Below are 23,561 nucleotides of genomic sequence, written 5' to 3'. Positions count from 1 at the left end.
TGCTGCACTGCCAGGACGGTACTAGCAGGAAGGTACAAGCAGGAAAGGACTAGCAAGAAGGGACTAGTCAGTCTTAGGTCCGTTGCCCTGCTGGCCGTCCTGAGGAAGTCGAATGCCATATTGCGGGCGGCCGTCCGGAAGGTCAGGGTAATTGGTGGACTTACGCTCCGTAGGCGCGGGGGCCACTTCGGTGTTTGCGGCAGAATCCGCATTGTGCTCGCCAGCTGAGTTCTGGCCTGCACTGTTCTGGCCTGCGCTGTTCTGGCCGTAAGGATCATTCCACGTGGCGGGTCGCTGTGGCTCCGTACCACCTGAAGGTGTGCCCTGTTCCCCATACTGCGGCTGCTGGTGCTGCTGAGGTTCCTGTTCCGGCTGCGCCGGTGCTGCGGGCTGCTGGTAGGGAGCCTGCTGGTAGCTCTGCTGCGTAAACACGCCCGCATCGTGGCCACCCGGAGCAGCGTCAGAGGCCTTCATGGGCAACTGTTGCAGCAAACGACGTGCCTCATGGGCAGCTTCTGGAGCCACGATAACGTCATAGCTGGATGCCAAGACTTGACTCGTTGAGGTGAAGTCTCGCTTACCGCGCTGCATGGCGTAGGTAACGATCCCGAAGAGCATAAAGAACGCGGCGCCCATCAGCACGGAGGTAATGATGGAGAAATATCCGCCCGGTGAGAAAAAGGACAGCAGAACGCCTACAAATAGCCCGAACCACATACCGCTCAGAGCCCCGGAGAGGGCAACTCGCGGGTAGCTCAGGCGGCCAGTGACTCGCTCAACCATCTTTAAGTCATTGCCCACGATCGAGACCAGCTGAACCGGGAACTGCTGATCCGCCAGATAGTCCACCGCCTTTTGGGCATCCAGATACGAAGTGTAGGACCCAATAGTGTCCCCAGTAGGGACAGTACGAGCCTCTTCAAGGGCCTTGGGAGCACCAAAGATGTTTGACATGTCTCCATTGTTGCCCATATGGATGTGAGAAGACTGAAATTCAGCTAAAAGAGAGCAGACTCGGTAGCCTGTAGGGGTGAGTACAAATACTTCACGCGTCTTTGTTGCGCGTCTGTTAGGGCTCGATGTTTTTGACCCGCTCGGTGACCGTCTTGGCCGACTGCGGGATGTTGTGGTGCTCTCCAGAGCAAACCGCGGCGCGCCACACGTGGTGGGTATCGTGGTCGAAGTTCCCGGCAAAAAACGCGTATTTGTTCCAATGACCAGAATTACGTCCATGGACCAGACCCAAGTCATCTGCACGGGTTTAGTAAATCTGCGCCGCTTTGAACAGCGCGGTGCCGAAACGCTGGTTGTTGGCGAGATGTTTGACCGCCGCGTCACCTTGGCCGACGGCAGCGGTGACGCCACCATCGAGGACATCGCCATGGAACAGCACCGTTCCGGCGACTGGTTTGTGGCCAAACTTTTTGTTCGGCGTGGCCATTCTTTGTCGCCGTTGAGCCGCTTGCGCCGCAACGAAACACTCATCGTTGACTGGGCTGACGCCTATCAAGGCGCCCGGACCGAGCCTCAAGCTGCCACAGCTTTTGTAGCCACTCACGAGGACCTTAAGCCCGCTGACTTTGCTGAAGCTCTCCAAGAGATGAGCGGCAAACGCCGTTTTGAAGTGGCCCACGAGCTCCAAGATGAGCGCCTTGCAGACGTTCTTCAAGAGCTCCCCGAAGAAGACCAGGTAGAGATTCTTTCCTCGCTCAACGTTGAGCGCGCTGCAGACGTCCTCGAAGAGATGGACCCGGATGACGCAGCGGACCTTCTCTCCGAAATGCCCGAGGCCCAAGCTGAAGAGCTCCTGCAACTCATGGAGCCTGAAGAAGCCAAAGACGTGCGTCGACTACTCGAATACGACGAGGACACTGCCGGTGGTCTTATGACCCCTGTGCCGGTGATCTTGCCGCCCGAAGCCACAGTGGCCGAGGCATTGGCCCACGTTCGTCGTGAAGAGCTCTCCCCTGCTTTGGCGTCGTCGATATTTATTGCGCGTCCCCCGTTGGAGACGCCCACCGGACGTTTTTTGGGTGTTGTCCACATCCAACAATTGCTCCGCTTCCCGCCGCCGGAGCCACTGGGCAACCTGGTGGATAAAAATTTGGAGCCGGTCTCTGACCAAGCTCATATTTCTGAAGTAGCTAGGACCTTGGCTACGTACAACTTGAACTCTCTTCCGGTAGTCAACGAGGCCGGGCGGCTGGTTGGCGCTGTTACCGTGGACGATGTTCTTGACCATTTGTTGCCAGATGATTGGCGTGTTCACGAAGACAATGCACCGGTAAGAAAGTTGGGAGGCAGGATTGGCTGAGGTTAGTAGCACCCACGCACGCAAGCACCCCACCAAAGGCAGCCTGGATACTCCGCTGACCTCTCGAAAGCGGCTCTTCCCCAAGTTCTCGCCTAACCCGGATGCATTCGGTCACGCCACGGAAGGGTTTGCCCGTTTTATGGGCACACCCCAGTTCTTGGTCTATATGACGATTCTTTGCTTGTTCTGGCTGGGCTGGAACACGTGGGCACCGGAACAATGGCAATTCGATTCCAAAGCCCTGGGCTACACACTCCTGACCTTGATGCTTTCGCTTCAGGCCTCCTACGCAGCACCTTTGTTGCTCTTGGCTCAAAACCGGCAAGATGACCGGGACCGCGTCTCCCTCCAGCAAGACCGCCAACGGGCCGAACGCAATCTCTCTGACACCGAGTACCTCACCCGTGAGCTGGCCTCGTTGCGTATAGCTTTGCGTGAGGTCGCCACCCGCGATTACGTCCGTGCCGAGCTGCGTTCCTTGCTGGAAGACGTCATCGAAGCTCAGCATGAGATCCACAGTCAGGACGAGACGACCCCTGACGCTGAGCGGACTCCGGAGAAGGTTCGCGAAAAAATCAAGGACAAACGAGAGAACAAACGCAATCCTCGAACGCAGCAGATCACTTCCGTCAAGGCACCCAAGGACGTGACTCCCCCACAATGATCGTGCCCGAAGAATCTCTCCTCAGGGCTGCGCTTGACCGCGTCATTGACCCAGAGCTTCGCCGTCCCATCACCGAGCTGGGCATGGTGGAATCGGTCCACGCTGATGCTGCGGGCACGGTGGACTTGGCAGTGCTTTTGACTATCGCTGGTTGCCCGCTACGGGAAACCATTACTGCAGATGCGACGGCGGAGCTCAGTGTGGTCCCGGGCGTCACCGCAGTGAATGTAACGCTGAAGGTTATGAGCACCGAGCAGCGCGAGCAGCTCAAGGAAATGCTCCGTGGCCCCGGTGGTCAACGAGGCATCCCCTTTAACGAGCCCAACTCTCTTACCAAGGTGTATGCCGTAGCGAGTGGTAAAGGCGGTGTGGGGAAGTCTTCAGTCACCGTTAACCTTGCCTGCGCACTGGCCGCTCAGGGGCTTCGTGTGGGCATTGTGGACGCAGATGTTCACGGCTTCTCTGTGCCCTCGCTGATGGGCATCACACAGGCTCCCACACGTATGGATGACATGATCCTGCCACCGGTTGCACACGGCGTGAAGGTCATTTCGATCGGTATGTTCGTTGACGGCAATCAGCCGGTTGCCTGGCGTGGACCAATGTTGCACCGAGCATTAGAACAGTTCCTCACGGATGTGTACTTCGGCGATCTGGACGCGCTCTTTTTGGATCTACCTCCCGGCACCGGGGACATAGCCATCTCGGTGGCTCAATTGCTGCCTAAAGCCAAAATTCTTGTAGTGACCACTCCCCAATCGGCGGCTGCGGAAGTTGCCGAACGGGCTGGTTCTATTGCCACACAGACCGGGCAGAGCCTGGCCGGCGTTGTGGAGAACATGTCTTACCTGGAACTTGAAGATGGCCAGAAGCTCGAAGTATTTGGCAACGGTGGCGGTGAGTCTCTCGCCGCGCGTCTGTCCGCCAGTACCGGGACGCAGGTACCGCTTTTGGGGAAGATTCCGCTGCAGGTCAGTCTTCGTGAAGGCGCAGACAGCGGCATGCCTGTGGTCCTCTCACAACCAGCAACAGCTGCTGCCAGGGAACTGGAAAAAATTGCTGCTTCACTGGCGGCTCAGCCACGTGGTTTGAGCGGAAGGTCACTGGGCGTCTCCGTCAAATAAGGCGTCTCCGTCAAATATGCCGGCGGCCAAAGTACCCCACCGGCCGCTGCGCGTAGGTACCTTGGTTGCTCGCGTAGGTACCTTTTAGGTTGCTTCCGAGTCGAAGGGTGCCGCTTCGCCTTGAGCCAAGCGTTCAACAACACGTTCAGGCGCGGCTGGCTCGTTACTCTGTGAGGCTGCTGCTACCGCGGCAGGAGCAGTTGCTGCGGCAACTGTCACGGCTGCGGTGGCCGGGCCGTCGTCGAGCAGTGCTTCACGGATAATCCGGCGAGGATCGTATTGACGAGGATCGTACTTTTTCCAGTCGACCTCATCGATGTCTATGCCAACTTCTTCTTTGATCTGTTCGCGGGCACCAGAGGCCATACGGCGAACTTCACGGACCAAATTAGCCAGCTTTTGGGTGTACTCGGGCAAGCGCTGAGGACCAATCACCAAAACCCCGATGATCAGCAGAAGAAAAAATTCTAAACCGTTGATTCCGAACACCTTAGGAAGATTACCCTCTCTGGAATGGATGTAGCGATTTTTGCGTGAGCTGTGTCATCACAGATGCAATTTAGACGTCCGTGGAGCCGATGAGCATCCGTAGTCCGCGCAGGATTTGTGTAAGCGGATTGTGGCTGCGCTCACCGTTTGAACGCGCACTCGCATCTTCTGGCAGCAGTGCTGCGAGGGCCTGTCTGGCCTGTTCATCGGTTAAATTGGCCGTGATGGTGTATCGGCCGCCACTGCCCGTAATCACACCCGTCCATGGCCGCCCGGGCGTTGAATCAATGGCCTGCGAAACGTTCGCCGCAATGGCTGCCTCGGTGCTGGGCGCAGAATTCGGGGTTAGGCTGGGGCCCACATTGGCTGCCATTGCCCGCTCAGAACCGTGTGAGTCGTTGTTGGCAGTAGCTTCCGGGTGTTCTTCGGTGACTGCAATCCAGTGTTTACCGTCGCTCAACTGCAAGACAACACCAGGACCTGCTGGCAACTCTACGGAGCGAGCAGAGACCACCGAATAGCCCAGCGAGGACAACTCTGGGCAGGCCCAACCGTGCTCTCGCAATGAAGCCAGCGCCGTGGCGTCGAGGCTCTGGGACTCGCTGACTAAGGTCAGAGTTTTGTCCGCAGTACTAGTCGCAGTCGGGGCGGTGGTACCACCACCCACTGAATAGGCTGCTACGGTGAGTGCTGCAGTAGCAAGGGTGGCAGCAGAAACAATCCCAGCGCGTACCAACGGACGGGCGAAGTGTTTGTGCAGGACGAGTGGCTCTGATTGTGTGGTGCCTGGTTCAAGAGCACTAGTTCGCTCCAGAATCCGGGCAGCAAGGTCACTTCCGCCACTGGGAACAGGTGCAGAGCGCAGCGTCTCCAAATACTCCCGGCGACGGTTTAGCTCCAAGGCGCACTCAGAACATTCTGCGAGGTGCGCTGGCGAATCTGGATGAGCGACCAACGGCAACTTACTCAGATCAACGGCTGCCGTCAGCCGGGTAATGCGGCCCACGGTGCTCTAGAGAATTCCAGCGATGCGCGGCATCTTGAGCCGCGGCTTGGCCACACTAGTGCGAGGATCGCGGTGTGCAAGCTTTTCCCGAAGCATGGTCCGGCCACGGTGAATGCGTGAGCGAACCGTGCCGAGCTTGACGTCTAAAGCTTGGGCCACCTCTTCGTAGGAAAGACCTTCCAGATCACACAGGACGACGGCGGCGCGGAAGTCTGGGGGCAGCTCCTCTAACGCTGCCTGAACGTCCAAATCCAGGTTGTTGAGTTCGAAGCTCTGCTCAGGACCGGGCTCGCGGCCAGGGATGCGCGATTCAGCATCGTCAGTGAAACCATCAAAACGAATCCGGCTTTTGCGGCGGGCTTGATCCAAAAAGAGGTTGGTGGTGATGCGGTGTAACCATCCATCCAAAGTGCCCGGTTTGAAGTTCTCGAGAGAGCGGAACACCCGGACAAAAACTTCTTGGGTGAGGTCTTCGGCGTCGTACTTGTTGCCGGTGAGACGGTAGGCGAGGCGGTAGACCTTAGCCGAGTGGTTAGTTACCACTTCTTCCCATGTAGGGCGGACCCAGTTCTCCACAGAGTCGCCGCTTAAGGGCTCCACACTGGACGAACCGTGCGACTGTGGTGTTGCAGCACTGCTGTACTGGACGTTAGTCAGCGATTCCGTTGACATGGCCCACTCCCCTTCAGGCAATAGTGCCAGCTGGCTGCTTTCCTACACTGGAGCTTCCCGGCGCTGGCTGAGTGTCCATCGTGTCAAATATCCCTGTGAATTTGCTGAACAACAACTCATGTCCGCGACGGGCGAAATCGGCTCAACGGCTCTCGCGCGTGCAGGCAGTAGGCTTGAGTGAATCACAAACTCTCGTTCCCCAACGTGTATCTCCCTGTTCACAATCACCGAAAGCGAAATTCATGAGCACCGACAAGTCCATCAGCTGGTCCTACTCCGAGGGTCTACCGGCCGAGGATGAGGTGCTGTTGCGTGCTCGTGAACGCTCCTACGAGCTTGGTGTCAGCGCGGTTTCCGCCGGCGTTGGTGCGGCTCTGACAGTTATTGCCGCCGCCACCAAGGCCAAAACGGCCGTGGAAATCGGCTCGGGTGCTGGCGTTTCGGGTGTGTGTTTGCTGCGCGGTTTAGACACCAACGCAGTACTAACCACGATCGATGTGGACGTAGAACACTTGCGTGCCGCACGGCTGGCCTACCAAGAGGCTGGCAGCGCCGCCAACCGTACGCGGACCATTTCAGGCCGGGCTGCAGATGTTTTGCCGCGTCTGACGGACGCCGCATACGACCTCGTTTTTATTGACGCCGATAAGCCAGGTTTGCCCGGCTATGTGGAACAGGCAATCCGCTTGCTCAAGCGCGGTGGAACGTTGATCATCAACGATGCACTGGACAAGGACCGGGTTTCGAACCCTGCTGCGCGTGACGCAGGCACTGTTATTCTGCGCCAAGTAGGCAAGACCATTCGTGAAGACGAACGGCTGTTCTCCGCCATGCTGCCCACCGGTGATGGACTCTTAGTAGCAGTCAAAAAGTAGCCAGCGCCAGTTTGACCTCAGCGCCAGTTTGAATGGGCCGGCTAGAGTGCAAGAAGCCTCGGCGGGAAACTCCCCGCCGAGGCTTGACTTCTTAACACCAATTATTCAGTGACGCCGGAGAGGCACCCTTTGAGCTCGGCAGCTTCGGCAGCATTGAGCTCCACTACCAATCGTCCGCCGCCTTCAAGCGGGACGCGCATAATAAGGCTGCGCCCTTCTTTGGTCACTTCCATTGGACCGTCGCCTGTGCGTGGTTTCATGGCAGCCATAAGGAAAATCCCCTCCGATAGTCCGAGGACCAGCAGCCCGGTTGGGCTGGGTCCACAAGGCACACAGCCTTTACAGCGGCCGCTTGCGCAGCCGCCATGGCTGAACACTTCACAGTGTTGATGTACTTGCTCGGCTTCCATTATCCCGCAGATGGGCGCGGGTAGCCAATTGATGGACATACTCTTTGTGACTTGCCATACACCGCATTTGTGCTAGTGCAGCACAGGCATCATCGAGAGCTCAGGGTGTTTCCCTCACGTTCTTAGGGCGGGTAGTCGCCGCCGCCAGGCAGCTGCGCCCAAGCCCACAACCACACCACCCAGACAATCTGTAAGAGCACAAACATCAACACCACAGCACCGCGATAGGCCCTGGACTTAGAAATCAGGACTCCTGCCAGCGCAAGTGGAAACAGCGGCAACAACATTCTGAACGTACTGGTTTGTGGATCCAGAAAAACGAATAAGTATCCCGCATAGCAGTAGCACCACAAGCGCAGTGGCGTGCCAAGCGCACGGACCGGGCGGGAGTTCATGGCCCACACAAAGAGTCCCAGCAGCAACAACGGAGCAACAGCTCCTAGGACAGGGCCAAACAAGTTGCCCGCCGCATCAAACCACGGCTTGATCGGTACCAGAGAACCACCACGCCACACGGTTTCAGTTTTGGTGTAAGCGGCCGGGTCACCCGTGCGCGCCCAGGCAATGGCTGGCCACGAAAGTGCAGCTATCACCGAGACCACTGCCAAGGCAGCGAGGCGCAATAGTTGGACCGAATCGGCGGAGGCGTGCTGTTTTTGTGCCCGCGAATCCTTGATGAAAATCCACAGCTGAGCAATTAGGTACAAACCCACCATGGCAGCGAATGGCACCCCCGTTGGCCGTGAAAGGCACATCAGAATCACCACAGGGATGGCTGTCAGATAACGCTTTTGAACCACAAACAAAAGTGACGCCGCAAGCAATAGGAGGTTCAGCGATTCTGCGTAGGGAACCTGCAAAATCGGTGAAACCGGAAAAACGGCTACGAACACCACCGCCCATAGTGCTGCTGTGCGAGAAGCGATCTGCCGGAACAACTGGTAGATGACCAGCGCTGCGCCCAGCCCAGCCAACATGGCAATACCCGTCAGCATGAACCCTAGATCCGCGCCGGTCAGAGCAGAGAGCGCCCGTGCCAAAAACGGAAATAGTGGATAAAAGGCCCATGTGTTCTCTTGGACCTTGCCGTTCTCTCCCAGCGGTAATTGGCTAGGATAACCATCCTCCGCAGCCCTCTCATACCATTGGGCATCCCAAATCCGGATGAATGCCCAATACCCCGGTTTAGGCTCAAACCAGGGGTTAACTCCTTGATGCAGTGCTGCGGCAGAAAAAATGCACGCGCTAACAAGGCGTGCAATGACGTAAATGCCAACAACATGTGCCCACCCGGGCCAAGCCCGTGCGCGCACTTCTTGAGTGTGCAGAAGTGTCACGGGGAGTCCGCTTCAGGTGCACCGTGGGCAAGCTGGTGCTCCAACTTTTTGATGTAGGCGTCTTTGATAGTTAGCTCATCGCGTAGGGCATCAAGAACTTCATCCACTTGATCCATCCGGTAACCGCGCAGCCCTAGTGCGAACCGAACACGATCAACATCTTCGGCACGTGGATCACTCGGCAACAGGACGGCTGGAAGGTTGGGAACTGGGTCATCAAGCCCGTCCTCCCACGCAGGAGTTCCGAGCTTGCGGCCCCGCACGGTTAACCGGCTCAGGAGCGGTGTACCAAAAATCGCGGCGACACCGATCACTACCACAGCGAGGAAAACCAATAAGTTGCTCACGGAACCATGGTGCCAGACGCTAAGCGCAAGAGCGGACAATGCACCGCCTGCCACCATCCAAACATCAAGAAATGACTCACCGGAAGATCACTCCGGACGAGGCCCATCATTCTTATCCTGCTCAACGCTGTCCAAGACTAATTTCACGGCTTCTTCAGGAGAATCAACCACCTGAATCAGGTCCAGATCCTTTTCGGAGACCATTCCTTCTACGACCAAAGTCCCGCGAATCCAATCCAGCATGGGGCGCCAAAAGTCGGTCCCCAAAAGAATAATCGGGAATGATGTCACCTTGCCCGTTTGAACCAAGACCATCGCTTCAAAGAGCTCGTCCATGGTGCCAAGGCCACCGGGCAGGACAATAAAACCCTGTGCATATTTAACGAACATTGTTTTGCGGGCAAAGAAGTACCGGAAGTTCACGCCCAGATCCACCCACTCGTTGAGCCCCTGTTCGAAGGGCAGCTCGATCCCCAGCCCCACTGAGACGCCTTTGCCTTCCACCGCGCCTCTATTGGCCGCTTCCATGGAGCCAGGCCCACCGCCGGTGATCACTGCTATGCCTGATTCGGCGAGCAAGCGTCCAACTTCTTGGCCCATCTCGTAGTACTTACTGCCTGGTTTGGTCCGAGCCGAACCGAACACGCTAACCGCTGGACCCAGATCGGCGAGTGCTCCGAACCCTTCAACGAACTCGCTCTGAATGCGCAAAACTCGCCACGGGTCGGTGTGGATAAATCCGCCGGTTCCCTTGGTATCCAGAAGTCGTTTGTCCGACATTTCCACGTCCGCTTGTTCACGCCTGAGCTGAACCGGGCCCTTTCGGCGCGGTTGGTTGGAGTGCACAGATGCTTCATTGATGCTCATGTCCCAAGGCTAACTGTTCATCCGGAAGGTCCTTTACTCCCGGCCCATCCCGTCCCGCCCACCACCGGTTCTACTGCGGGCTTCCATTCAAAAAGTCCTGTCCAAGAGTTTCTGTTCAGTTACGATCCGGCGCAGTTTTCTATGATTCAGTTCACAGAACCTGAAAGTTCGCTAGATTCTTCCTATGACTATTCCTGCCACCGGTGATGCCCTCGTCTCATTGACCTCGGTCAACAAGCACTACGGACAGCTGCACGTCCTCAAGGACATCAACCTAAACGTCAAACGAGGTGAGGTTGTTGTGGTGATCGGCCCCTCAGGGTCCGGAAAGTCCACCCTCTGCCGCGCCATCAACCGTCTAGAGACCATCGACGACGGCGTTATCACCATCGACGGAAAGAAACTCCCCGAAGAGGGGAAGGAACTGGCCAAGCTGCGGGCCGACGTCGGAATGGTTTTCCAGTCTTTTAATCTCTTTGCCCACAAGACGATTCTTGAAAACGTGACTCTGGGTCCCATCAAAGTTAAGGGCGTGGCAAAAGCTGAGGCGGAAAGGTTCGCTATGGAGCTTCTGGAGCGTGTTGGCGTTGGTAAGCAGGCTCCCAAGCTCCCCGCTCAGCTCTCCGGTGGCCAGCAGCAGCGCGTTGCCATCGCGAGGGCCTTGGCTATGAAGCCCAAGGTGATGCTTTTTGACGAGCCCACCTCTGCTTTGGACCCGGAAATGATCAACGAGGTTCTGGACGTGATGGTTCAGCTCGCCAAAGAAGGTATGACCATGATTGTGGTCACCCACGAGATGGGCTTCGCTCGCAAAGCCGCGGATCGTGTGGTGTTTATGGCCGACGGCGAAATCATCGAAGACGCCACCCCTGAAGAGTTCTTCACCAATCCCAAGAGCGACCGCGCCAAGGACTTCCTTTCTAAGCTCCTGACGCACTAGTCACCATTTAGAGTTCGCACCCTGGCCTTAACCTAGGCCGCACCAATGAAAGGAATGTCATGAAGACATTTTTCACGCGGAGGAAAGCCCTCCTAGTCGCAGCATCTGCCGCGGTGGCGCTTTCCCTGAGCGCTTGCGGCGGTTCTCCGACCGGAACTAACCCGGCCCCGGTGGACAAGCCCAGCTTTGAAGCAGGCAGCACCATGGCAAAGCTATCCAGTGCTGGCAAAATCACCATCGGCACCAAGTTTGACCAGCCGCTCTTCGGTCAGAAGGGTCTGGACGGCAAGCCCGTTGGATTCGACGTGGAAATCGGCAAGATGATTGCCGCTAAGTTGGGTATCGCTGCAGACAAGATCGAGTGGAAAGAATCTGTTTCCGCCAACCGTGAGCAGTTCATCAAAAACGGCGATGTAGACATCATTGTTGCCACGTACACCATCAACGACAAGCGCAAGAAGGAAGTTTCCTTCGCTGGCCCGTACTACGAAGCTGGCCAGGCTTTGATGGTGAACAAGGACAACACCTCCATCACCAAGCCCGAAGACGTTAAGGGCAAGAAGGTTTGCTCTGTTACCGGTTCCACCCCGGCTGGCACCATCGTTGACAAGTACGGAGCCATCTTGGTTCCGGCTGCCACCTACTCTGCTTGCCTCGAACCGCTGCGTAACAAGCAGGTCGAAGCCATCACCACTGACAACGTGATTTTGGCTGGCCTCGTGAACAAGGAGCCGGACGCATTCAAGTTGGCCTCTGACGAGACGTTCACCAAGGAGCCTTACGGCATCGGCCTGAAGAAGGACGACACCGTGTTCCGTAACTGGATCAACGATCAGCTCGAATCTTTCGAGAAGGACGGCTCCTACACGAAGGCTTGGGAAGCCACTGCTGGCGCCGTAATCAAGACTGCACCTCAGCTGCCCACGCTGGACCGCTACTAAGCGTTTAGTCGCCTAGCACTACCGTTGCCGCCAGCCCCTACGCTGGCGGCAACGGGGCCCGTAGCGAATTTTTCTCACACCACCGCCGAAGGACACTATGGACGTCATCATTGAAAGCCTCCCGCAGTACTGGGACGGTTTTCTCAGAACCCTTTATCTTTCGGTCGTCTCGGGCGTACTAGCGCTTATATTCGGCACCATTTTGGCGGCAGCTCGCGTCTCCCCCATCGCTGCACTACGCGGTTTCAGCATGACGTATGTAGAGATTGTGCGGAACACGCCACTGACCATTGCATTCTTCTTCGCTGCCGTGGTGTTGCCACGTCTTGGCATCAAGTTTGAACAATTCGAAGTAGCAGCGATCATCGCTTTGACCGCGTACACCTCCGCTTTTATTGCTGAAGCTGTGCGCTCAGGCGTCAACAGTGTTCCGGTGGGCCAGGCCGAAGCAGCACGCAGCATTGGTATGGGCTTTAACCAAGTACTTTCCTTGATCATCCTGCCCCAGGCCGTGCGGACCGTAATCCCACCGTTGATCAACATTCTGATTGCTTTGGTCAAGAACTCCTCAGTGGCTGGAGCTTTCTATGTCCTTGAGCTCTTTGGCTACGGTAAACAGCTCACCAATGACCACGGCGATGCCGTTCTTTGGGTATTGGTAGGCGTGGCCATCTTCTACCTGCTCATTACTGTCCCCCTGGGCCTGCTGGCCAACCAGGTTGAGAAAAAGGTGGCGATTGCCCGATGAGTTCAGTTCTTTATGATGTTCCCGGCCCCAAGGCTCGGCGTACTTCCCTCATTGGAACCATTATTGGGATAGTCCTGATCGCCGCGCTTCTGGTGTGGATCATCATGACTCTTGCCACTCAAGGGATTTTTGAAAGCCAACGCTGGGCAGTATTCGGCATCCCGGATGTTTGGTCACTGTTGGGCAATGGAATTGTTGCCACTCTCAGTGCTGCAGCCGTGGCAGCAGTCATCGCATTTCCGCTTGGCCTTCTGCTGAGTTTGATGCGCATCTCGCAAGTCGCTGCCATTCGGGTTCCCACCCGAATTGTGCTGGAGTTTTTGCGCGGTATGCCGGTAGTTCTGATGATGTTTTTTGTGTTGCTGGTTTTCGCAACCGGCTCCTTTACCGCTGTGGTTGCCGGCTTGGTTCTGTACAACGCAGCCATCTTCGCCGAAATCATCCGCGCTGGTATTCAGTCCTTGCCGAAGGGGCAGCGCGAAGCTGGTTTGGCGATCGGTCTGACCAGCTTCCAGTCCCGCCTGAGCATCGAACTCCCCCAGGCTATCCGCAGAATGTTGCCCTCACTTGTGGCACAGCTGGTGGTCCTTTTGAAGGACACATCCTTGGGGTACATCGTTTCCTACGAGGAGCTCTTGCGGAAGGTTCAGATTATGGCTGACTTCCTGGGCCCGCAGTACCTGTTCCCAGTGTTTTTTGTGGCCGCAGCCATCTACATCGCCATCAACTTCTCCGTCTCCCGATTGGCTATTTGGATTGAACGCCGTGGCTCTAAAAAGGCCGCCGGCGGTGTGGCTCCAGCTCCTACCGCAGGAACCCCTACGGCCAGCAAAACTGCCTGACACGCCATAGATTCTAAAAACTGTTCCCGGCACCCGAAAAGGTGCCGGGAACAGCTGTTTAACGCTGATTATTGGACCTGAACCCAGATGCGAATGAACTGTTTTGACGGCTACTCAACGGGCAATCTGCGCCAATATCGGGTAGAAATGAAGAGGTGGTAAGCCGCCAACAGTGTTCTACGGCACACTGAAACTAGTTTCTTTGAGGATGATTCCCTTGCCGATATCCGGCTTCCAAAGCTTCATCAACCTGACCGAACCCCTGCGACACATCACCGGTGAAATATCCGGTTCCCCCGCCGGTTCCCATGTCCACATCGATGGTGATTCGCCCCGGGACCTCCAAGCTGCAGCGGAAGGCATCGACGCCGCCGAACTGATCTTGGACGCTTCTCCACTCACTAGCGTGGCAGTGGATGCAGCCGCCGCCTTAGGGTATGGACGGATCGCCGTCGCTGGCCACGCGGATGTGGCCCAACTTGCCTGTGTGGCCGACGACGTCTGCCTACCGCCGCTTTTGCTGCAGGTCACCGCTGAGGAATTAGAGGACGACGGCGTGCGACGCATCAGCCGTTTACTGGCCGCCGTCCGCACACACTACGGACTGATTCCTGCTGGCTTTGACTTGTTGCTTCCGGAGCACAGTGCGAACGATGCCTCCTTGGACTCCTCGCTAATGGTACTCAAGGGGTTCAGCGAGCGGATGGAATCAGGTTTTGGCTTGCGCCTGAACGAACTGTGCTTCCGCCCGCAGACCCTACTGGCTGCCTAAAAGTCCTCAGAAACGCTCAGAGGCCCAACCACTCGCGGAGTGCCCGCAAGCACTCACGGATGGCATCAGCACTGACGTGTTCGTTGTCCTTGTGGGCCAACAAGGCGTCACCTGGTCCAAAATTAACGGCCGGAATTCCTAACTCGCTGAAGCGGGCAACGTCTGTCCAACCGTATTTTGGCTTGGGTTCGGCTCCCACCGCAGCAACGAATGACGCTGCAGCTGGATGGTTGAGTCCGGGCCGAGCACCTGATGCTGCGTCTGTGCGGACCACTTCAAATCCTTCCAGGAGCTCACGGACGTGGGCCTCTGCCTGATCCGGGGTTTTGTCTGGTGCAAAACGGTAGTTGATCTCAACCACGCAGCGGTCCGGAATGACGTTGCCAGCAGTGCCACCGTTGATCTTTACGGCGTTGAGGCTTTCCCTGTAATCCAAGCCATCTACGTTGATGGTGGCTGGGGTGTAGGCGGCTAGGCGAGACAGAATCGGGGCGGCTTTGTGGATTGCATTGCTGCCCATCCATGCTCGCGCGGAATGCGCCGTTTCCCCGGAGGTTGTGACTTCAAATCGGCTGGTCCCGTTACAGCCGCCCTCCACCGTGCCGTTGGTTGGTTCCAAAAGAATGGCGAAGTCACCGTGCAGCAGTTCAGGAGCGTTGCGAACCAACCGGCCCAAGCCGGACTTAGACGCTTCAACTTCTTCGTGGTCGTAAAACACAAAGGTGACGTCCTTGCCCGGGCGAGATCCGGCGTCGAACATTGTGGCAGCGAGCGATAGTTGAACCGCCACACCACCTTTCATGTCCGTTGCACCGCGCCCGTAGAGCGTTCCGTGCCCGGGCTCCCCGTCCCAGCTTGAGGGCACCGTGCCGCGTGCACCTTCAACCGTAGGCAGCGGGACAGTGTCCAGGTGGCCAGCGAGAATCACACGCTCCGGCAACCCTAAATTGCTGCGGGCCACGATTGAATCGCCGTCCCGGGTCACCTCAAGGCCGTTGATCTGGCGCAATGCAGCCTCTACGGCGTCGGCAAGGGGCAGTTCGTTTCCGGAGACGCTGTTGATGTCCATCAGTGCAGCGGTGAGGAGCGAAACATCTTGGCGAAGATCAAGTTCAATAGTCACGTTTCCACCCTATCCTCCGCCCCGCCGCAGCACTCGTTAGACTGTAACCATGACTTCTTCTGCCCCGGAATCTGCCGTGCCCGATTCCCTTGAGAACACCAATTCTGCTGAAACCGTTGCAGCCTCACGCAGCGCACATGGTTTTGGAATTGCCACCATCGCCATGCGCGGCGAGGACGCTACTGTCTTGGACGTCTGGTTTCCGGCCCCCGCACTGGGCGAAGCAGCCCAGAATCTCCGCTCCGTTGAAGCAGCTGACGCTGAGCTAACAGCCCTTGCAGCCGATGGCGCTGATCCGGACCGCGGCACCGTGCAGAGTGTGGTTTTTGTCCAGATCAATCTTGATGAGGCGCCTGCAGACACCGCCGACGCATACTTGCGTCTTCACCTTCTCTCGCACCGATTGGTGGCCCCGAACACCATCAATCTGGACGGCATCTTTGGCAAACTGCCCAACGTGGTGTGGACCAACTTTGGCCCGGCACTGCCCGAAGGCTTTGAACTCACCCGCGCCCGTTTGCGCAAGCGTGGACAGGTCACTGTCTACAGCTTGGACAAGTTCCCGCGCATGGTCGACTACGTGATCCCCAGCGGCGTTCGTATTGCAGACGCTGACCGGGTCCGTTTGGGCGCGCACCTTGCTGAAGGCACCACCGTGATGCACGAAGGTTTTGTGAACTTCAACGCAGGGACCCTGGGCTCCTCAATGGTTGAGGGCCGTATCTCAGCCGGTGTTGTAGCTGGCGATGGAACGGACGTTGGTGGTGGTGCTTCGATTATGGGTACCCTCTCCGGCGGCGGTAAAGAGCGTATTGCTTTGGGTGAACGTGTACTTTTGGGTGCCAACTCGGGTGTGGGAATCAGCATTGGTGATGACTCAGTGGTTGAAGCTGGGCTTTACGTCACCGCTGGTACTCGTGTGCGGGTTCACGGCCCTAAGGACGCTGATGGGGAAGACACTCAGCAGATTGTTAAAGCTGTGGAACTTTCTGGTGTTCCTAACTTGTTGTTCCGCCGTAATTCGAGCACGGGCGAGGTTGAAGTACTTCCCCGCAAGGGTCAAACTGTGGCCCTGAACGAGGCATTGCACGCTAACTAATTAACCCACAACAACCGAAGGGCGCCCCTCGTGGCTCGTAGACGCCGCATTAGGCGATGGCTCACTGGTGGGCTGCTTTTGGCGCTGGTAGGAGGCGGTATTTTTACCGCGTACCAAGTGATGCAGCGGAGCGATGCTGTGATTACCGAGAGCTGCACAGCAAAGGTCGGGTCTGAGTCGTATTCCTTAGCACTTGATCAAACAGCCAATGCCTCGCTCATTTCCGCTATTGCAGTGCGCCGGTCCTTACCAGCTAGGGCTGCATCAATTGCTTTGGCAACCTCGCTACAAGAGTCCAAGCTGCGCAATATCGACTACGGGGACACCGCCGGTCCGGATTCGCGTGGTTTGTTCCAGCAACGCCCTTCGCAGGGTTGGGGCACCGAGGCTCAAGTGATGGATCCGGTGTATGCCACCAATGCGTTCTATGACGTCCTGATCAAAGTTGAAGGCTACGAGTCCTTGCCTATCACCGAGGCAGCCCAAAAGGTTCAACGCTCTGCCTTCCCTGACGCGTACGCGGATCACGAACCTGAGGGCAGGGCCTTCGCCTCAGCGCTAACCGGGCAGTCTGGTGCGGGGTTGGATTGTGTTCTGCGCCCCGCAGACGCCAATGACGGCCCCGGAGCCGTGAGTACCGAAATGTACGCCGCTTTTGGCGCTCAAGACGGTACCGTCAACGGCGCAACATTGTCCGTCCCAGCTGCCGGCGCCCAAGGCTGGGCCGTGGCCAACTGGGCTGTTGCCAACGCAAAGTCATTGGGGATTACTCGAGTCAGCTTTGGTGGCCAAGCGTGGGACCGCCAAGCGCGCAATGGCTGGCAGGCTGCTGATTCTTCCCAAAGTGCAGTGCAGATCAGCACCTACGCTCCCACGGTTTCTTCCACACCCTAGGTCCCTTATGCACCCTCAGGCCTGTGGCTATACCAGCAACTCCACCACTGGCTGAACATAGCTGCGGAAGATCTCTGGCTGTGACAACAAATTGTGGCTCATAATGATGGTGTCAGGTTCTAGGTACCAGGCACGCTCTTCGCACAGCGGGAGCTCAATAATGGACAGCTCAAAGTTCCGCGGCGAACGTCCGAGTTCCAGTTCGCGATCTTGCACCATGTCTTGGAGTATTCCCGAGACACCGCTGACATAACGCTCGCTCTGCAGTTTTTTGTATTCAAGGGAGCGCTTCTGAACCCACTCCAACGCTGCCCCGTAGTGAGCCTGAAATACACGCTGTAGTGCAGGTGAGTTTTCAAACTGACCAAAAGCTTCAGGATCCAGACCCGGGTCCACGGCGAAGTCGATGGTGTGCGGGTTCTTTACTAGTGCCCTCCACCAGTTTTCCCATTCGATCCGCAGCGCTTCCTGACCGCCCACTGGGGCTGTTAGATGATGATGGTCCATCGGGTGGACTCGCGGACTCGCTTTCGAGATGGCGGGCTCACCAGCCCCCACCAGGCCTGCTGCGTCACGTACGTAGAGCGCGGTCATCATCGCTGGGGAAGTATCCATGGTGATTTTCCACGCCGCGCCACCGTTTTGCTGCATCGCAATGCCTCCCTTGGCATAGGTACAGCTTCAGTGTATTCCTGCCTTCGCCGAACGTTAATGGTCCGGCTGGAGCCTACGCCCTGGCGAGAAACCGTAGTTGACGGGTCAAAGCGGCACGGCACGTCTGCTCATCCAGCCACTGAGGTTGCAAGAGTGCGTGGACACTGAGTCCATCCACCGTAGACATCAACAATTCAGCGTCCACCACCAGTGCGTCTAGGTCTTGGGCTGCGGCAGGTCCGCGCAGTGCAGTGATGAGTTGACCAACGGCGGCACCCACCCCACGATGGCTACGCGCGGCTTCCGCGGCAAAAACGTCTTTGATGCGTGCAGCGTTGCGGAATGCCAACCAGACGCACCTGTCTGTGGCTCGTTCTTCCCCAATGGGCAAAAGCTCGCTCAGCATGTGCAGTGCGGCTGTTTCGATTGCCTCGGTGCCAGCTCCAGCATCGACGGCTTTCTGGAGGTTATCGGCAGCGATTTCTACTCTATCTAGGATGCGGTCCACAACGGTGGCGAACGTGTGAATCAGGAGTTCATCACTGCTGCGGAAGTAGTGCCGAACGGATCCAACAGCCAACTCGGATTCCTCAGCCACTTCACGCAAGGAAGCTCGTTCCAGCCCATCAGCCACAACAATTCTGAAAACTGCGTCAACGATGTCCTGCCGCCGGCGGTCCGGGTCTACATATTTAGGCACTTATCGTTTTTAGCACGGGTGAGCTTCAAAAGTTGTTAAGCTGACGTTCCGCGCCGTGTTGGCTCATGGGATAGCGTATTGCCATGAGTATTTTGGTCACCGGAGGCACCGGTTATATCGGCTCCCACACCGTTCTTGCACTACTTGAAGCAGGGCACGAGGTGGTGGTTTTGGACAACCTCGCTAATTCGTCCGAGGAGTCCTTGGCCCGGGTAGCTGAGCTAACGGGCAAAAAGGCAACTTTTCACCTCGCGGACCTGAATGACACGGCCGCCCTTGAAAAGGTGTTCGAAGCTCACTCCATCACGGCAGTGATCCACTTCGCGGGCCTCAAAGCGGTTGGCGAATCTGTTGCGGAACCGTTGAACTACTACTTCAATAACGTTGCTGGCACCATCAGCCTTCTGCGCACCATGGAAAAGTATGAAGTCCGCACCATCGTCTTCTCCTCCTCAGCAACCGTGTACGGCAATGACAACCCCGTGCCGCTGATCGAAAAAATGGTCATGGACGCCACCAACCCCTATGGGCGCACCAAGGAACAGATCGAGGACATCCTCAACGATCTCGGCGATTCCGACCCGCGTTGGAGCGTAGCCCTTCTGCGCTACTTCAATCCGGTGGGCGCTCACGAATCTGGCCGTATTGGTGAGGACCCGGCGGGTATCCCCAACAACCTGGTTCCTTTTGTGGCGCAAGTGGCTGTGGGACGCCGCGAGAAGGTTATGGTCTTCGGCAGTGACTACCCCACCCCTGACGGCACTGGAGTCCGGGACTACATCCACGTGGTTGACCTTGCAGCTGGCCACCTCGCGGCCCTGAATTACATTAGTGAGCACAAGGGTGTCCGCCGGTGGAACCTCGGTACTGGCAAGGGCTCCTCAGTATTGGAGGTTTTGGCATCCTTCGGTAAAGCCGTCGGCAAGCCGATCCCCTACGAGTTGGCTCCACGCCGCCCTGGCGACGCTGCGGAGAGCTACGCGGACACTTCCGCAGCTCTGGCAGACCTCGGCTGGTCCGCCGTGAAGAACCTGGATCAGATGTGTGAAGACCACTGGCGCTGGCAGAAGAACAACCCGCAGGGTTACAACGCCTCTTAACCCCAACGCGGGGTCACTTACGGCCCTTTAAGTCCGCTTACATGGGCCGTAAGTGACCCCGCGTTGCTTAAGCTACGACGACGGCCGGTACCTTTCTTTCGAAAGGTACCGGCCGTCGTCGTCATTCTTAGAATTATTTAGCAGCCATCTAAGTGGGCTACCGGCACACTACCGTGCGGGGTAGTCGCGCTCCGGCTCGCCAATGTACAGCTGACGCGGGCGGCCAATCTTTGTCTGCGGGTCCTGAGTCATTTCGCGCCACTGGGCAATCCAGCCCGGCAAGCGACCAATGGCAAAGAGGACTGTAAACATCTTCTCCGGGAAACCCATGGCCTTATAGATCAGGCCGGTGTAGAAGTCCACGTTCGGGTAGAGCTTGCGTTGGATGAAGTAGTCATCATTGAGCGCCTTCTCTTCCAAACGGAGGGCGATCTCCAGCATCTCGTCGTTTCCGCCGAGCTTGCTGAGGATCTCGTGGGCCGTAGCCTTGACGATCTTGGCGCGCGGGTCATAGTTCTTGTAAACACGGTGCCCAAAGCCCATCAGCCGGACGCCGTCTTCCTTGTTCTTGACCTTCTCCATGTAGTCCTCAGGCTTGGTGCCGTCGGCTTGGATTTGGCGAAGCATCTTCAGCACAGCCTCGTTGGCTCCGCCGTGCGCCGGGCCGGACAGGGCGTGGATCCCAGCGGAGACGGAGGCGAAAAGGTTTGCATCCGAGGAACCCACCAGACGAACTGTGGAGGTAGAGCAGTTCTGTTCGTGGTCAGCGTGCAGGATCAGCAACAGGTCAAGGGCTTTGACCACCACCGGGTCCATCTCGTACTGCTCCGCAGGTAGGCCGAAACTCAGCCGCAAGAAGTTCTCCACCAAGTTGTGGGAGTTGTCCGGGTACAGCATGGGCTGGCCAATGGACTTCTTGTGAGCGTACGCGGCGATAACCGGCAGCTTTGCCATCAGGCGAATGGTGGACAGCTCAACCTGCTCAGCATTCTTGGGGTCCAGCGAGTCCTGGTAGAAAGTGGACAACGCCGAAACGGCCGAGGAAAGCACGGGCATGGGGTGCGCGTCGCGCGGGAAGCCGCTGAAGAAGCCCTTGAGTTCTTCGTGCAGCAGTGTGTGGTGGCGGATCTTCTGATCGAATTCTTCAAGCTCGGTGGCACTGGGCACGTTGCCGTAGATCAGCAGGTAGGACACTTCTAGAAAGCTGGAGTGCTGCGCCAACTGTTCGATCGGGTATCCGCGGTAACGCAGGATTCCCTCATCGCCGTCGATGTAGGTGATGGCAGACTTTGTTGCTGCGGTGTTCATGAAGCCGGGGTCAAAGGTGACTGCGCCCGTCTGCTTCAGCAGCTTTGAAACGTCGTAACCTTCGTTTCCTTCAACAACCTGGATGCGGGGCAATTCAAGCTCGCCGCCGGCATGGCGCAGGGTTGCGCTAGTGGTCTCAGTCATGGAGTCCCCTTCATGAGGTTTCAAAGCCTCTAATAGAACGCTTCTTCAACTTCTCGTGGCGGCGCCCGCCAGCTGGTTCAACTCGTGAGTCAAAGCAGAGACTTCAAAGTGCTGGGCTGCAGCTTTCTTGTGGAAAGCCACCACGATAGTCACTAATAAACTACCGCCAAGCAGGCAGGCATCACTAATCCGGGTGCCTCATTTAAGGGGAAAATGACGCCGAATGTGAACCACGCCACAAGATTGTTACTGACGCGTAGCCAAGCGGTGAGCCGCGGCTGCGATCCGTTCATCTGTAGCCGTCAGCGCGATCCGCACATATCCGTTACCAGCCTCGCCGTAGAAAACTCCCGGGCCCGCCACAATCCCCAGATCTGCAAGCCTGCCGATGGTGTCCCAAGTGGGCTCCCCTGCCGTGCACCACAGGTACAAGCCAGCGTTGGATCCATGGATGGTCAAACCAAATGCTTCAAGTGCTGGGATAAGAAGTTCGCGGCGTTTGCGGTACAAATCCTTCTGAGTTTGGACATGCTGGTCCTCGCCCAGCACCACTCGCAAAGCCTCTTGCACCGGGTACGGGACAATCATTCCGGCGTGTTTGCGGCTGTTCACAAGGTTGGCCATAATCACCGGATCACCTGCCACAAACGACGCGCGGTAGCCGGCCAGATTGGACTGCTTGCTCAGTGAATAGACGCTCAGCAAACCTTCGCTGCTGCCACCGCTGATCTGGGGATCCAAGATGCTGGGAACCGCTTGGCCACCCCGCTGTGCGTCCCATTCACCCCAGCCAAGTTCGGCATAGCATTCGTCAGAGGCCACCACGGCACCAAGCTCGCGGGCTTGGGCTACTAGAGCTTGAAGTTCTGCGGCAGAACGGACTGTTCCGGTGGGGTTGCCCGGGGAGTTAACCCAGATGAGCTTCACGCGTGAGCGAGTGTCGTCGTCGAGCCCGTCCAAGGTATCAGCGGCCACGGCGCGGGCGCCGGCAAACCGAGCACCAATGTCATAGGTGGGATAGGCAACGGCGGGCCGCACCACCACGTCCTCGGCAGTCAGTCCCAGAAGGAACGGCAGCCAAGCTACCAGCTCCTTCGAACCCAACGTTGGCATAACTGCCTCAGGGTCGAGGCCAGGGACGTTTCGGCGGCGGGCATACCAGTCCACAATCGCTTGGCGCAGACCAGCTGTGCCGTGGACCGTAGGGTACCCGGGGGCATCCGAAGCCGCAGCAAGGGCCTCACGAATCACGACCGGCGTGGGGTCCACTGGTGTACCAATGGACAAGTTCACAGCACCGTCAGGGTGCTCAGCAGCACGCTTGAGGTACGGTGCCATGGCCTCCCAGGGGTACTCCGGCAGGCTCAGCCCAAAGTTCTCCGAGGGGAAGGCCATTAGTGATCTTGGTTTTGTGGCGGCAACGCGGCAATAAAGGGGTGATCTGTTCCCGTGTTGCCGATCTTCGCTGCTCCACCGGGGGAACCAAGATCATCAAAGAATTCAACGTTGGCCTTGTAGTACTCGGCCCACTCGTCAGGGGTGTCATCCTCGTAGTAGATGGCTTCTACGGGGCAAACAGGTTCGCAAGCACCGCAGTCCACACACTCGTCGGGGTGGATGTAGAGAGTTCGCTCGCCTTCGTAAATGCAGTCAACAGGGCATTCCTCGATACATGCCTTGTCCTTAACATCTACGCACGGCTGTGCGATTACATACGTCACGTCCCGACCTCTCTTTCTGGCACGCCCGGCCGTTGGAGTACACCGGGGCGCTACTGCAGTCTACCTACCTTATTATCCCCCACCCCCCTCAGCGCTAAGTCATTACGCCCGCTTACCATTGAGTTGTGTCACTCTCTAAGCTCCGCGGGGTTCCCCTTCTAGTCAGCGCCCCGTTGGGCACCCGCGTGGTTGTGCGCCACAGGCTCGACGACGGCGCACTCAGCGATGCTCTCGGCGAGCTTTCAGCGCGGGACTACACCGCCGCAGAGAGCCCCAGGATTGTAGTCTCTAGCAGAAGCGGAGAGATCAGCATCCTGCTGGACCGTGTGACCCTAGCCAAGCCGGTCCCGCCTCCCCCGGCGCGGAACGTCAGCCCAGCAGGAACCTGAGGAAAAAGAAGGATCTAATCAGGAAAACCACCGCGAATACCGGGCTACAGGCGGGCGAGTAGCGTCCCAAACTAATAACAA

Annotated in this window: 27 protein-coding genes; 13 read left to right on the top strand and 14 right to left on the bottom strand. The window is 57.5% G+C overall.

Annotation, left to right across the window (positions count from 1 at the left end; translation table 11 throughout):
- Positions 1-63: 63 nt before the first annotated feature.
- Positions 64-954, bottom strand: a complete 891-nt coding sequence (locus ACQR35_RS02960) for a general stress protein (RefSeq protein WP_430266526.1) — start codon at positions 952-954, stop codon at positions 64-66.
- 76 nt (positions 955-1,030) lie between these two features.
- On the opposite strand from ACQR35_RS02960, the gene ACQR35_RS02955 reads away from it, so the two are divergent.
- The 3 genes from ACQR35_RS02955 to ACQR35_RS02945 are packed head-to-tail and all read left to right on the top strand — an operon-like array spanning position 1,031 to position 4,102.
- Positions 1,031-2,314, top strand: coding sequence for a magnesium transporter MgtE N-terminal domain-containing protein (locus tag ACQR35_RS02955; RefSeq protein WP_430266525.1), 1,284 nt, complete (start codon positions 1,031-1,033; stop codon positions 2,312-2,314).
- A complete protein-coding gene (locus tag ACQR35_RS02950) occupies positions 2,307-2,978 on the top strand; it encodes a DUF1003 domain-containing protein (protein ID WP_430266524.1) in 672 nt (223 codons plus the stop codon). Before ACQR35_RS02955 ends, ACQR35_RS02950 begins: the two co-directional genes overlap by 8 nt.
- Positions 2,975-4,102: an Mrp/NBP35 family ATP-binding protein gene (locus tag ACQR35_RS02945; protein WP_430269151.1), complete on the top strand. Its 1,128-nt coding sequence runs from the start codon at positions 2,975-2,977 to the stop codon at positions 4,100-4,102. Before ACQR35_RS02950 ends, ACQR35_RS02945 begins: the two co-directional genes overlap by 4 nt.
- 84 nt (positions 4,103-4,186) lie before the next feature.
- On the opposite strand, the gene ACQR35_RS02940 is transcribed toward ACQR35_RS02945, so the two are convergent.
- The 3 genes from ACQR35_RS02940 to sigE all read right to left on the bottom strand — a co-directional run bounded on the left by ACQR35_RS02940 (position 4,187) and on the right by sigE (position 6,269).
- Positions 4,187-4,591, bottom strand: a complete 405-nt coding sequence (locus tag ACQR35_RS02940; protein ID WP_430266522.1) for a Sec-independent protein translocase TatB — start codon at positions 4,589-4,591, stop codon at positions 4,187-4,189.
- 70 nt (positions 4,592-4,661) lie between these two features.
- Positions 4,662-5,597 (bottom strand): hypothetical protein, encoded by a 936-nt coding sequence (locus ACQR35_RS02935; RefSeq protein WP_430266521.1) that lies wholly within the window; start codon positions 5,595-5,597, stop codon positions 4,662-4,664.
- Between the two features lie 6 nt (positions 5,598-5,603).
- Positions 5,604-6,269, bottom strand: coding sequence for an RNA polymerase sigma factor SigE (gene sigE, locus ACQR35_RS02930; RefSeq protein ID WP_430266520.1), 666 nt, complete (start codon positions 6,267-6,269; stop codon positions 5,604-5,606).
- Between the two features lie 242 nt (positions 6,270-6,511).
- Here sigE and ACQR35_RS02925 point away from each other — a divergent pair, with 242 nt between their 5' ends.
- A complete protein-coding gene (locus tag ACQR35_RS02925) occupies positions 6,512-7,144 on the top strand; it encodes an O-methyltransferase (RefSeq protein ID WP_430266519.1) in 633 nt (210 codons plus the stop codon).
- A gap of 101 nt (positions 7,145-7,245) precedes the next feature.
- Here ACQR35_RS02925 and ACQR35_RS02920 read toward each other — a convergent pair whose 3' ends face one another.
- The 4 genes from ACQR35_RS02920 to ACQR35_RS02905 form a co-directional block, all read right to left on the bottom strand.
- Positions 7,246-7,413, bottom strand: a complete 168-nt coding sequence (locus tag ACQR35_RS02920) for a DUF3117 domain-containing protein (protein WP_430266518.1) — start codon at positions 7,411-7,413, stop codon at positions 7,246-7,248.
- 263 nt (positions 7,414-7,676) lie between these two features.
- Positions 7,677-8,891: a hypothetical protein gene (locus ACQR35_RS02915; RefSeq protein WP_430266517.1), complete on the bottom strand. Its 1,215-nt coding sequence runs from the start codon at positions 8,889-8,891 to the stop codon at positions 7,677-7,679.
- A complete protein-coding gene (locus ACQR35_RS02910) occupies positions 8,888-9,238 on the bottom strand; it encodes a DivIVA domain-containing protein (protein WP_430266516.1) in 351 nt (116 codons plus the stop codon). Before ACQR35_RS02910 ends, ACQR35_RS02915 begins: the two co-directional genes overlap by 4 nt.
- Before the next feature lie 87 nt (positions 9,239-9,325).
- A complete protein-coding gene (locus ACQR35_RS02905) occupies positions 9,326-10,105 on the bottom strand; it encodes a TIGR00730 family Rossman fold protein (RefSeq protein WP_430266515.1) in 780 nt (259 codons plus the stop codon).
- A gap of 184 nt (positions 10,106-10,289) precedes the next feature.
- Between ACQR35_RS02905 and ACQR35_RS02900 the strand changes: the two genes are divergently transcribed.
- The 5 genes from ACQR35_RS02900 to ACQR35_RS02880 all read left to right on the top strand — a co-directional run bounded on the left by ACQR35_RS02900 (position 10,290) and on the right by ACQR35_RS02880 (position 14,348).
- Positions 10,290-11,045 (top strand): amino acid ABC transporter ATP-binding protein, encoded by a 756-nt coding sequence (locus ACQR35_RS02900; protein WP_430266514.1) that lies wholly within the window; start codon positions 10,290-10,292, stop codon positions 11,043-11,045.
- Positions 11,046-11,104: 59 nt separating this feature from the next.
- The gene (locus tag ACQR35_RS02895; protein WP_430266513.1) at positions 11,105-11,986 is read left to right on the top strand and encodes a glutamate ABC transporter substrate-binding protein; all 882 of its coding nucleotides are present in this window, start codon (positions 11,105-11,107) and stop codon (positions 11,984-11,986) included.
- Between the two features lie 97 nt (positions 11,987-12,083).
- Positions 12,084-12,734: an amino acid ABC transporter permease gene (locus tag ACQR35_RS02890; protein ID WP_430266512.1), complete on the top strand. Its 651-nt coding sequence runs from the start codon at positions 12,084-12,086 to the stop codon at positions 12,732-12,734.
- Positions 12,731-13,576, top strand: a complete 846-nt coding sequence (locus tag ACQR35_RS02885; RefSeq protein WP_430266511.1) for an amino acid ABC transporter permease — start codon at positions 12,731-12,733, stop codon at positions 13,574-13,576. The genes ACQR35_RS02890 and ACQR35_RS02885 overlap by 4 nt, the downstream gene beginning before the upstream one ends.
- A 202-nt stretch (positions 13,577-13,778) precedes the next feature.
- A complete protein-coding gene (locus ACQR35_RS02880; RefSeq protein WP_430269150.1) occupies positions 13,779-14,348 on the top strand; it encodes a hypothetical protein in 570 nt (189 codons plus the stop codon).
- A 16-nt stretch (positions 14,349-14,364) separates the two neighbouring features.
- On the opposite strand, the gene dapE is transcribed toward ACQR35_RS02880, so the two are convergent.
- Positions 14,365-15,471: a succinyl-diaminopimelate desuccinylase gene (dapE, locus tag ACQR35_RS02875; protein ID WP_430269149.1), complete on the bottom strand. Its 1,107-nt coding sequence runs from the start codon at positions 15,469-15,471 to the stop codon at positions 14,365-14,367.
- Positions 15,472-15,520: 49 nt separating this feature from the next.
- Here dapE and dapD point away from each other — a divergent pair, with 49 nt between their 5' ends.
- Together dapD and ACQR35_RS02865 are read left to right on the top strand one after the other, a co-directional pair.
- A complete protein-coding gene (gene dapD / locus ACQR35_RS02870; protein ID WP_430269148.1) occupies positions 15,521-16,570 on the top strand; it encodes a 2,3,4,5-tetrahydropyridine-2,6-dicarboxylate N-succinyltransferase in 1,050 nt (349 codons plus the stop codon).
- Between the two features lie 30 nt (positions 16,571-16,600).
- Positions 16,601-17,464: a hypothetical protein gene (locus ACQR35_RS02865; protein ID WP_430269147.1), complete on the top strand. Its 864-nt coding sequence runs from the start codon at positions 16,601-16,603 to the stop codon at positions 17,462-17,464.
- A 27-nt stretch (positions 17,465-17,491) separates the two neighbouring features.
- Here ACQR35_RS02865 and ACQR35_RS02860 read toward each other — a convergent pair whose 3' ends face one another.
- The gene (locus tag ACQR35_RS02860) at positions 17,492-18,115 is read right to left on the bottom strand and encodes a hypothetical protein (protein ID WP_430269146.1); all 624 of its coding nucleotides are present in this window, start codon (positions 18,113-18,115) and stop codon (positions 17,492-17,494) included.
- Positions 18,116-18,191: 76 nt separating this feature from the next.
- Entirely contained in the window at positions 18,192-18,818 is a 627-nt protein-coding gene (locus tag ACQR35_RS02855) for a TetR/AcrR family transcriptional regulator (RefSeq protein ID WP_430269145.1), read from the bottom strand.
- A gap of 83 nt (positions 18,819-18,901) precedes the next feature.
- Here ACQR35_RS02855 and galE point away from each other — a divergent pair, with 83 nt between their 5' ends.
- Complete coding sequence (galE, locus tag ACQR35_RS02850) at positions 18,902-19,918, top strand: UDP-glucose 4-epimerase GalE (protein ID WP_430269144.1); 1,017 nt, start codon at positions 18,902-18,904, stop codon at positions 19,916-19,918.
- Between the two features lie 168 nt (positions 19,919-20,086).
- Here the strand turns inward: galE and ACQR35_RS02845 are convergent, their stop codons facing one another.
- The 3 genes from ACQR35_RS02845 to fdxA form a co-directional block, all read right to left on the bottom strand.
- On the bottom strand, positions 20,087-21,370 hold the full coding sequence (locus ACQR35_RS02845) for a citrate synthase (protein WP_430269143.1): 1,284 nt from the start codon (positions 21,368-21,370) through the stop codon (positions 20,087-20,089).
- A 246-nt stretch (positions 21,371-21,616) separates the two neighbouring features.
- Positions 21,617-22,765, bottom strand: a complete 1,149-nt coding sequence (gene dapC / locus ACQR35_RS02840; RefSeq protein ID WP_430269142.1) for a succinyldiaminopimelate transaminase — start codon at positions 22,763-22,765, stop codon at positions 21,617-21,619.
- Positions 22,765-23,091 carry a ferredoxin gene (fdxA, locus tag ACQR35_RS02835; protein ID WP_430266501.1) on the bottom strand — a complete coding sequence of 109 codons (327 nt, stop codon included), beginning with the start codon at positions 23,089-23,091 and terminating at the stop codon, positions 22,765-22,767. Before fdxA ends, dapC begins: the two co-directional genes overlap by 1 nt.
- Before the next feature lie 125 nt (positions 23,092-23,216).
- Here fdxA and ACQR35_RS02830 point away from each other — a divergent pair, with 125 nt between their 5' ends.
- Complete coding sequence (locus ACQR35_RS02830; protein WP_430266500.1) at positions 23,217-23,480, top strand: hypothetical protein; 264 nt, start codon at positions 23,217-23,219, stop codon at positions 23,478-23,480.
- Positions 23,481-23,561 lie beyond the last annotated feature (81 nt).

This window comes from Pseudarthrobacter sp. J1738 (assembly GCF_050490315.1).
Taxonomy (GTDB): Bacteria; Actinomycetota; Actinomycetes; order Actinomycetales; family Micrococcaceae; genus JBNPEO01.
Note: the sequence above shows the minus strand (reverse complement) of the source record. Positions and strands in the feature narration are given on the sequence as shown.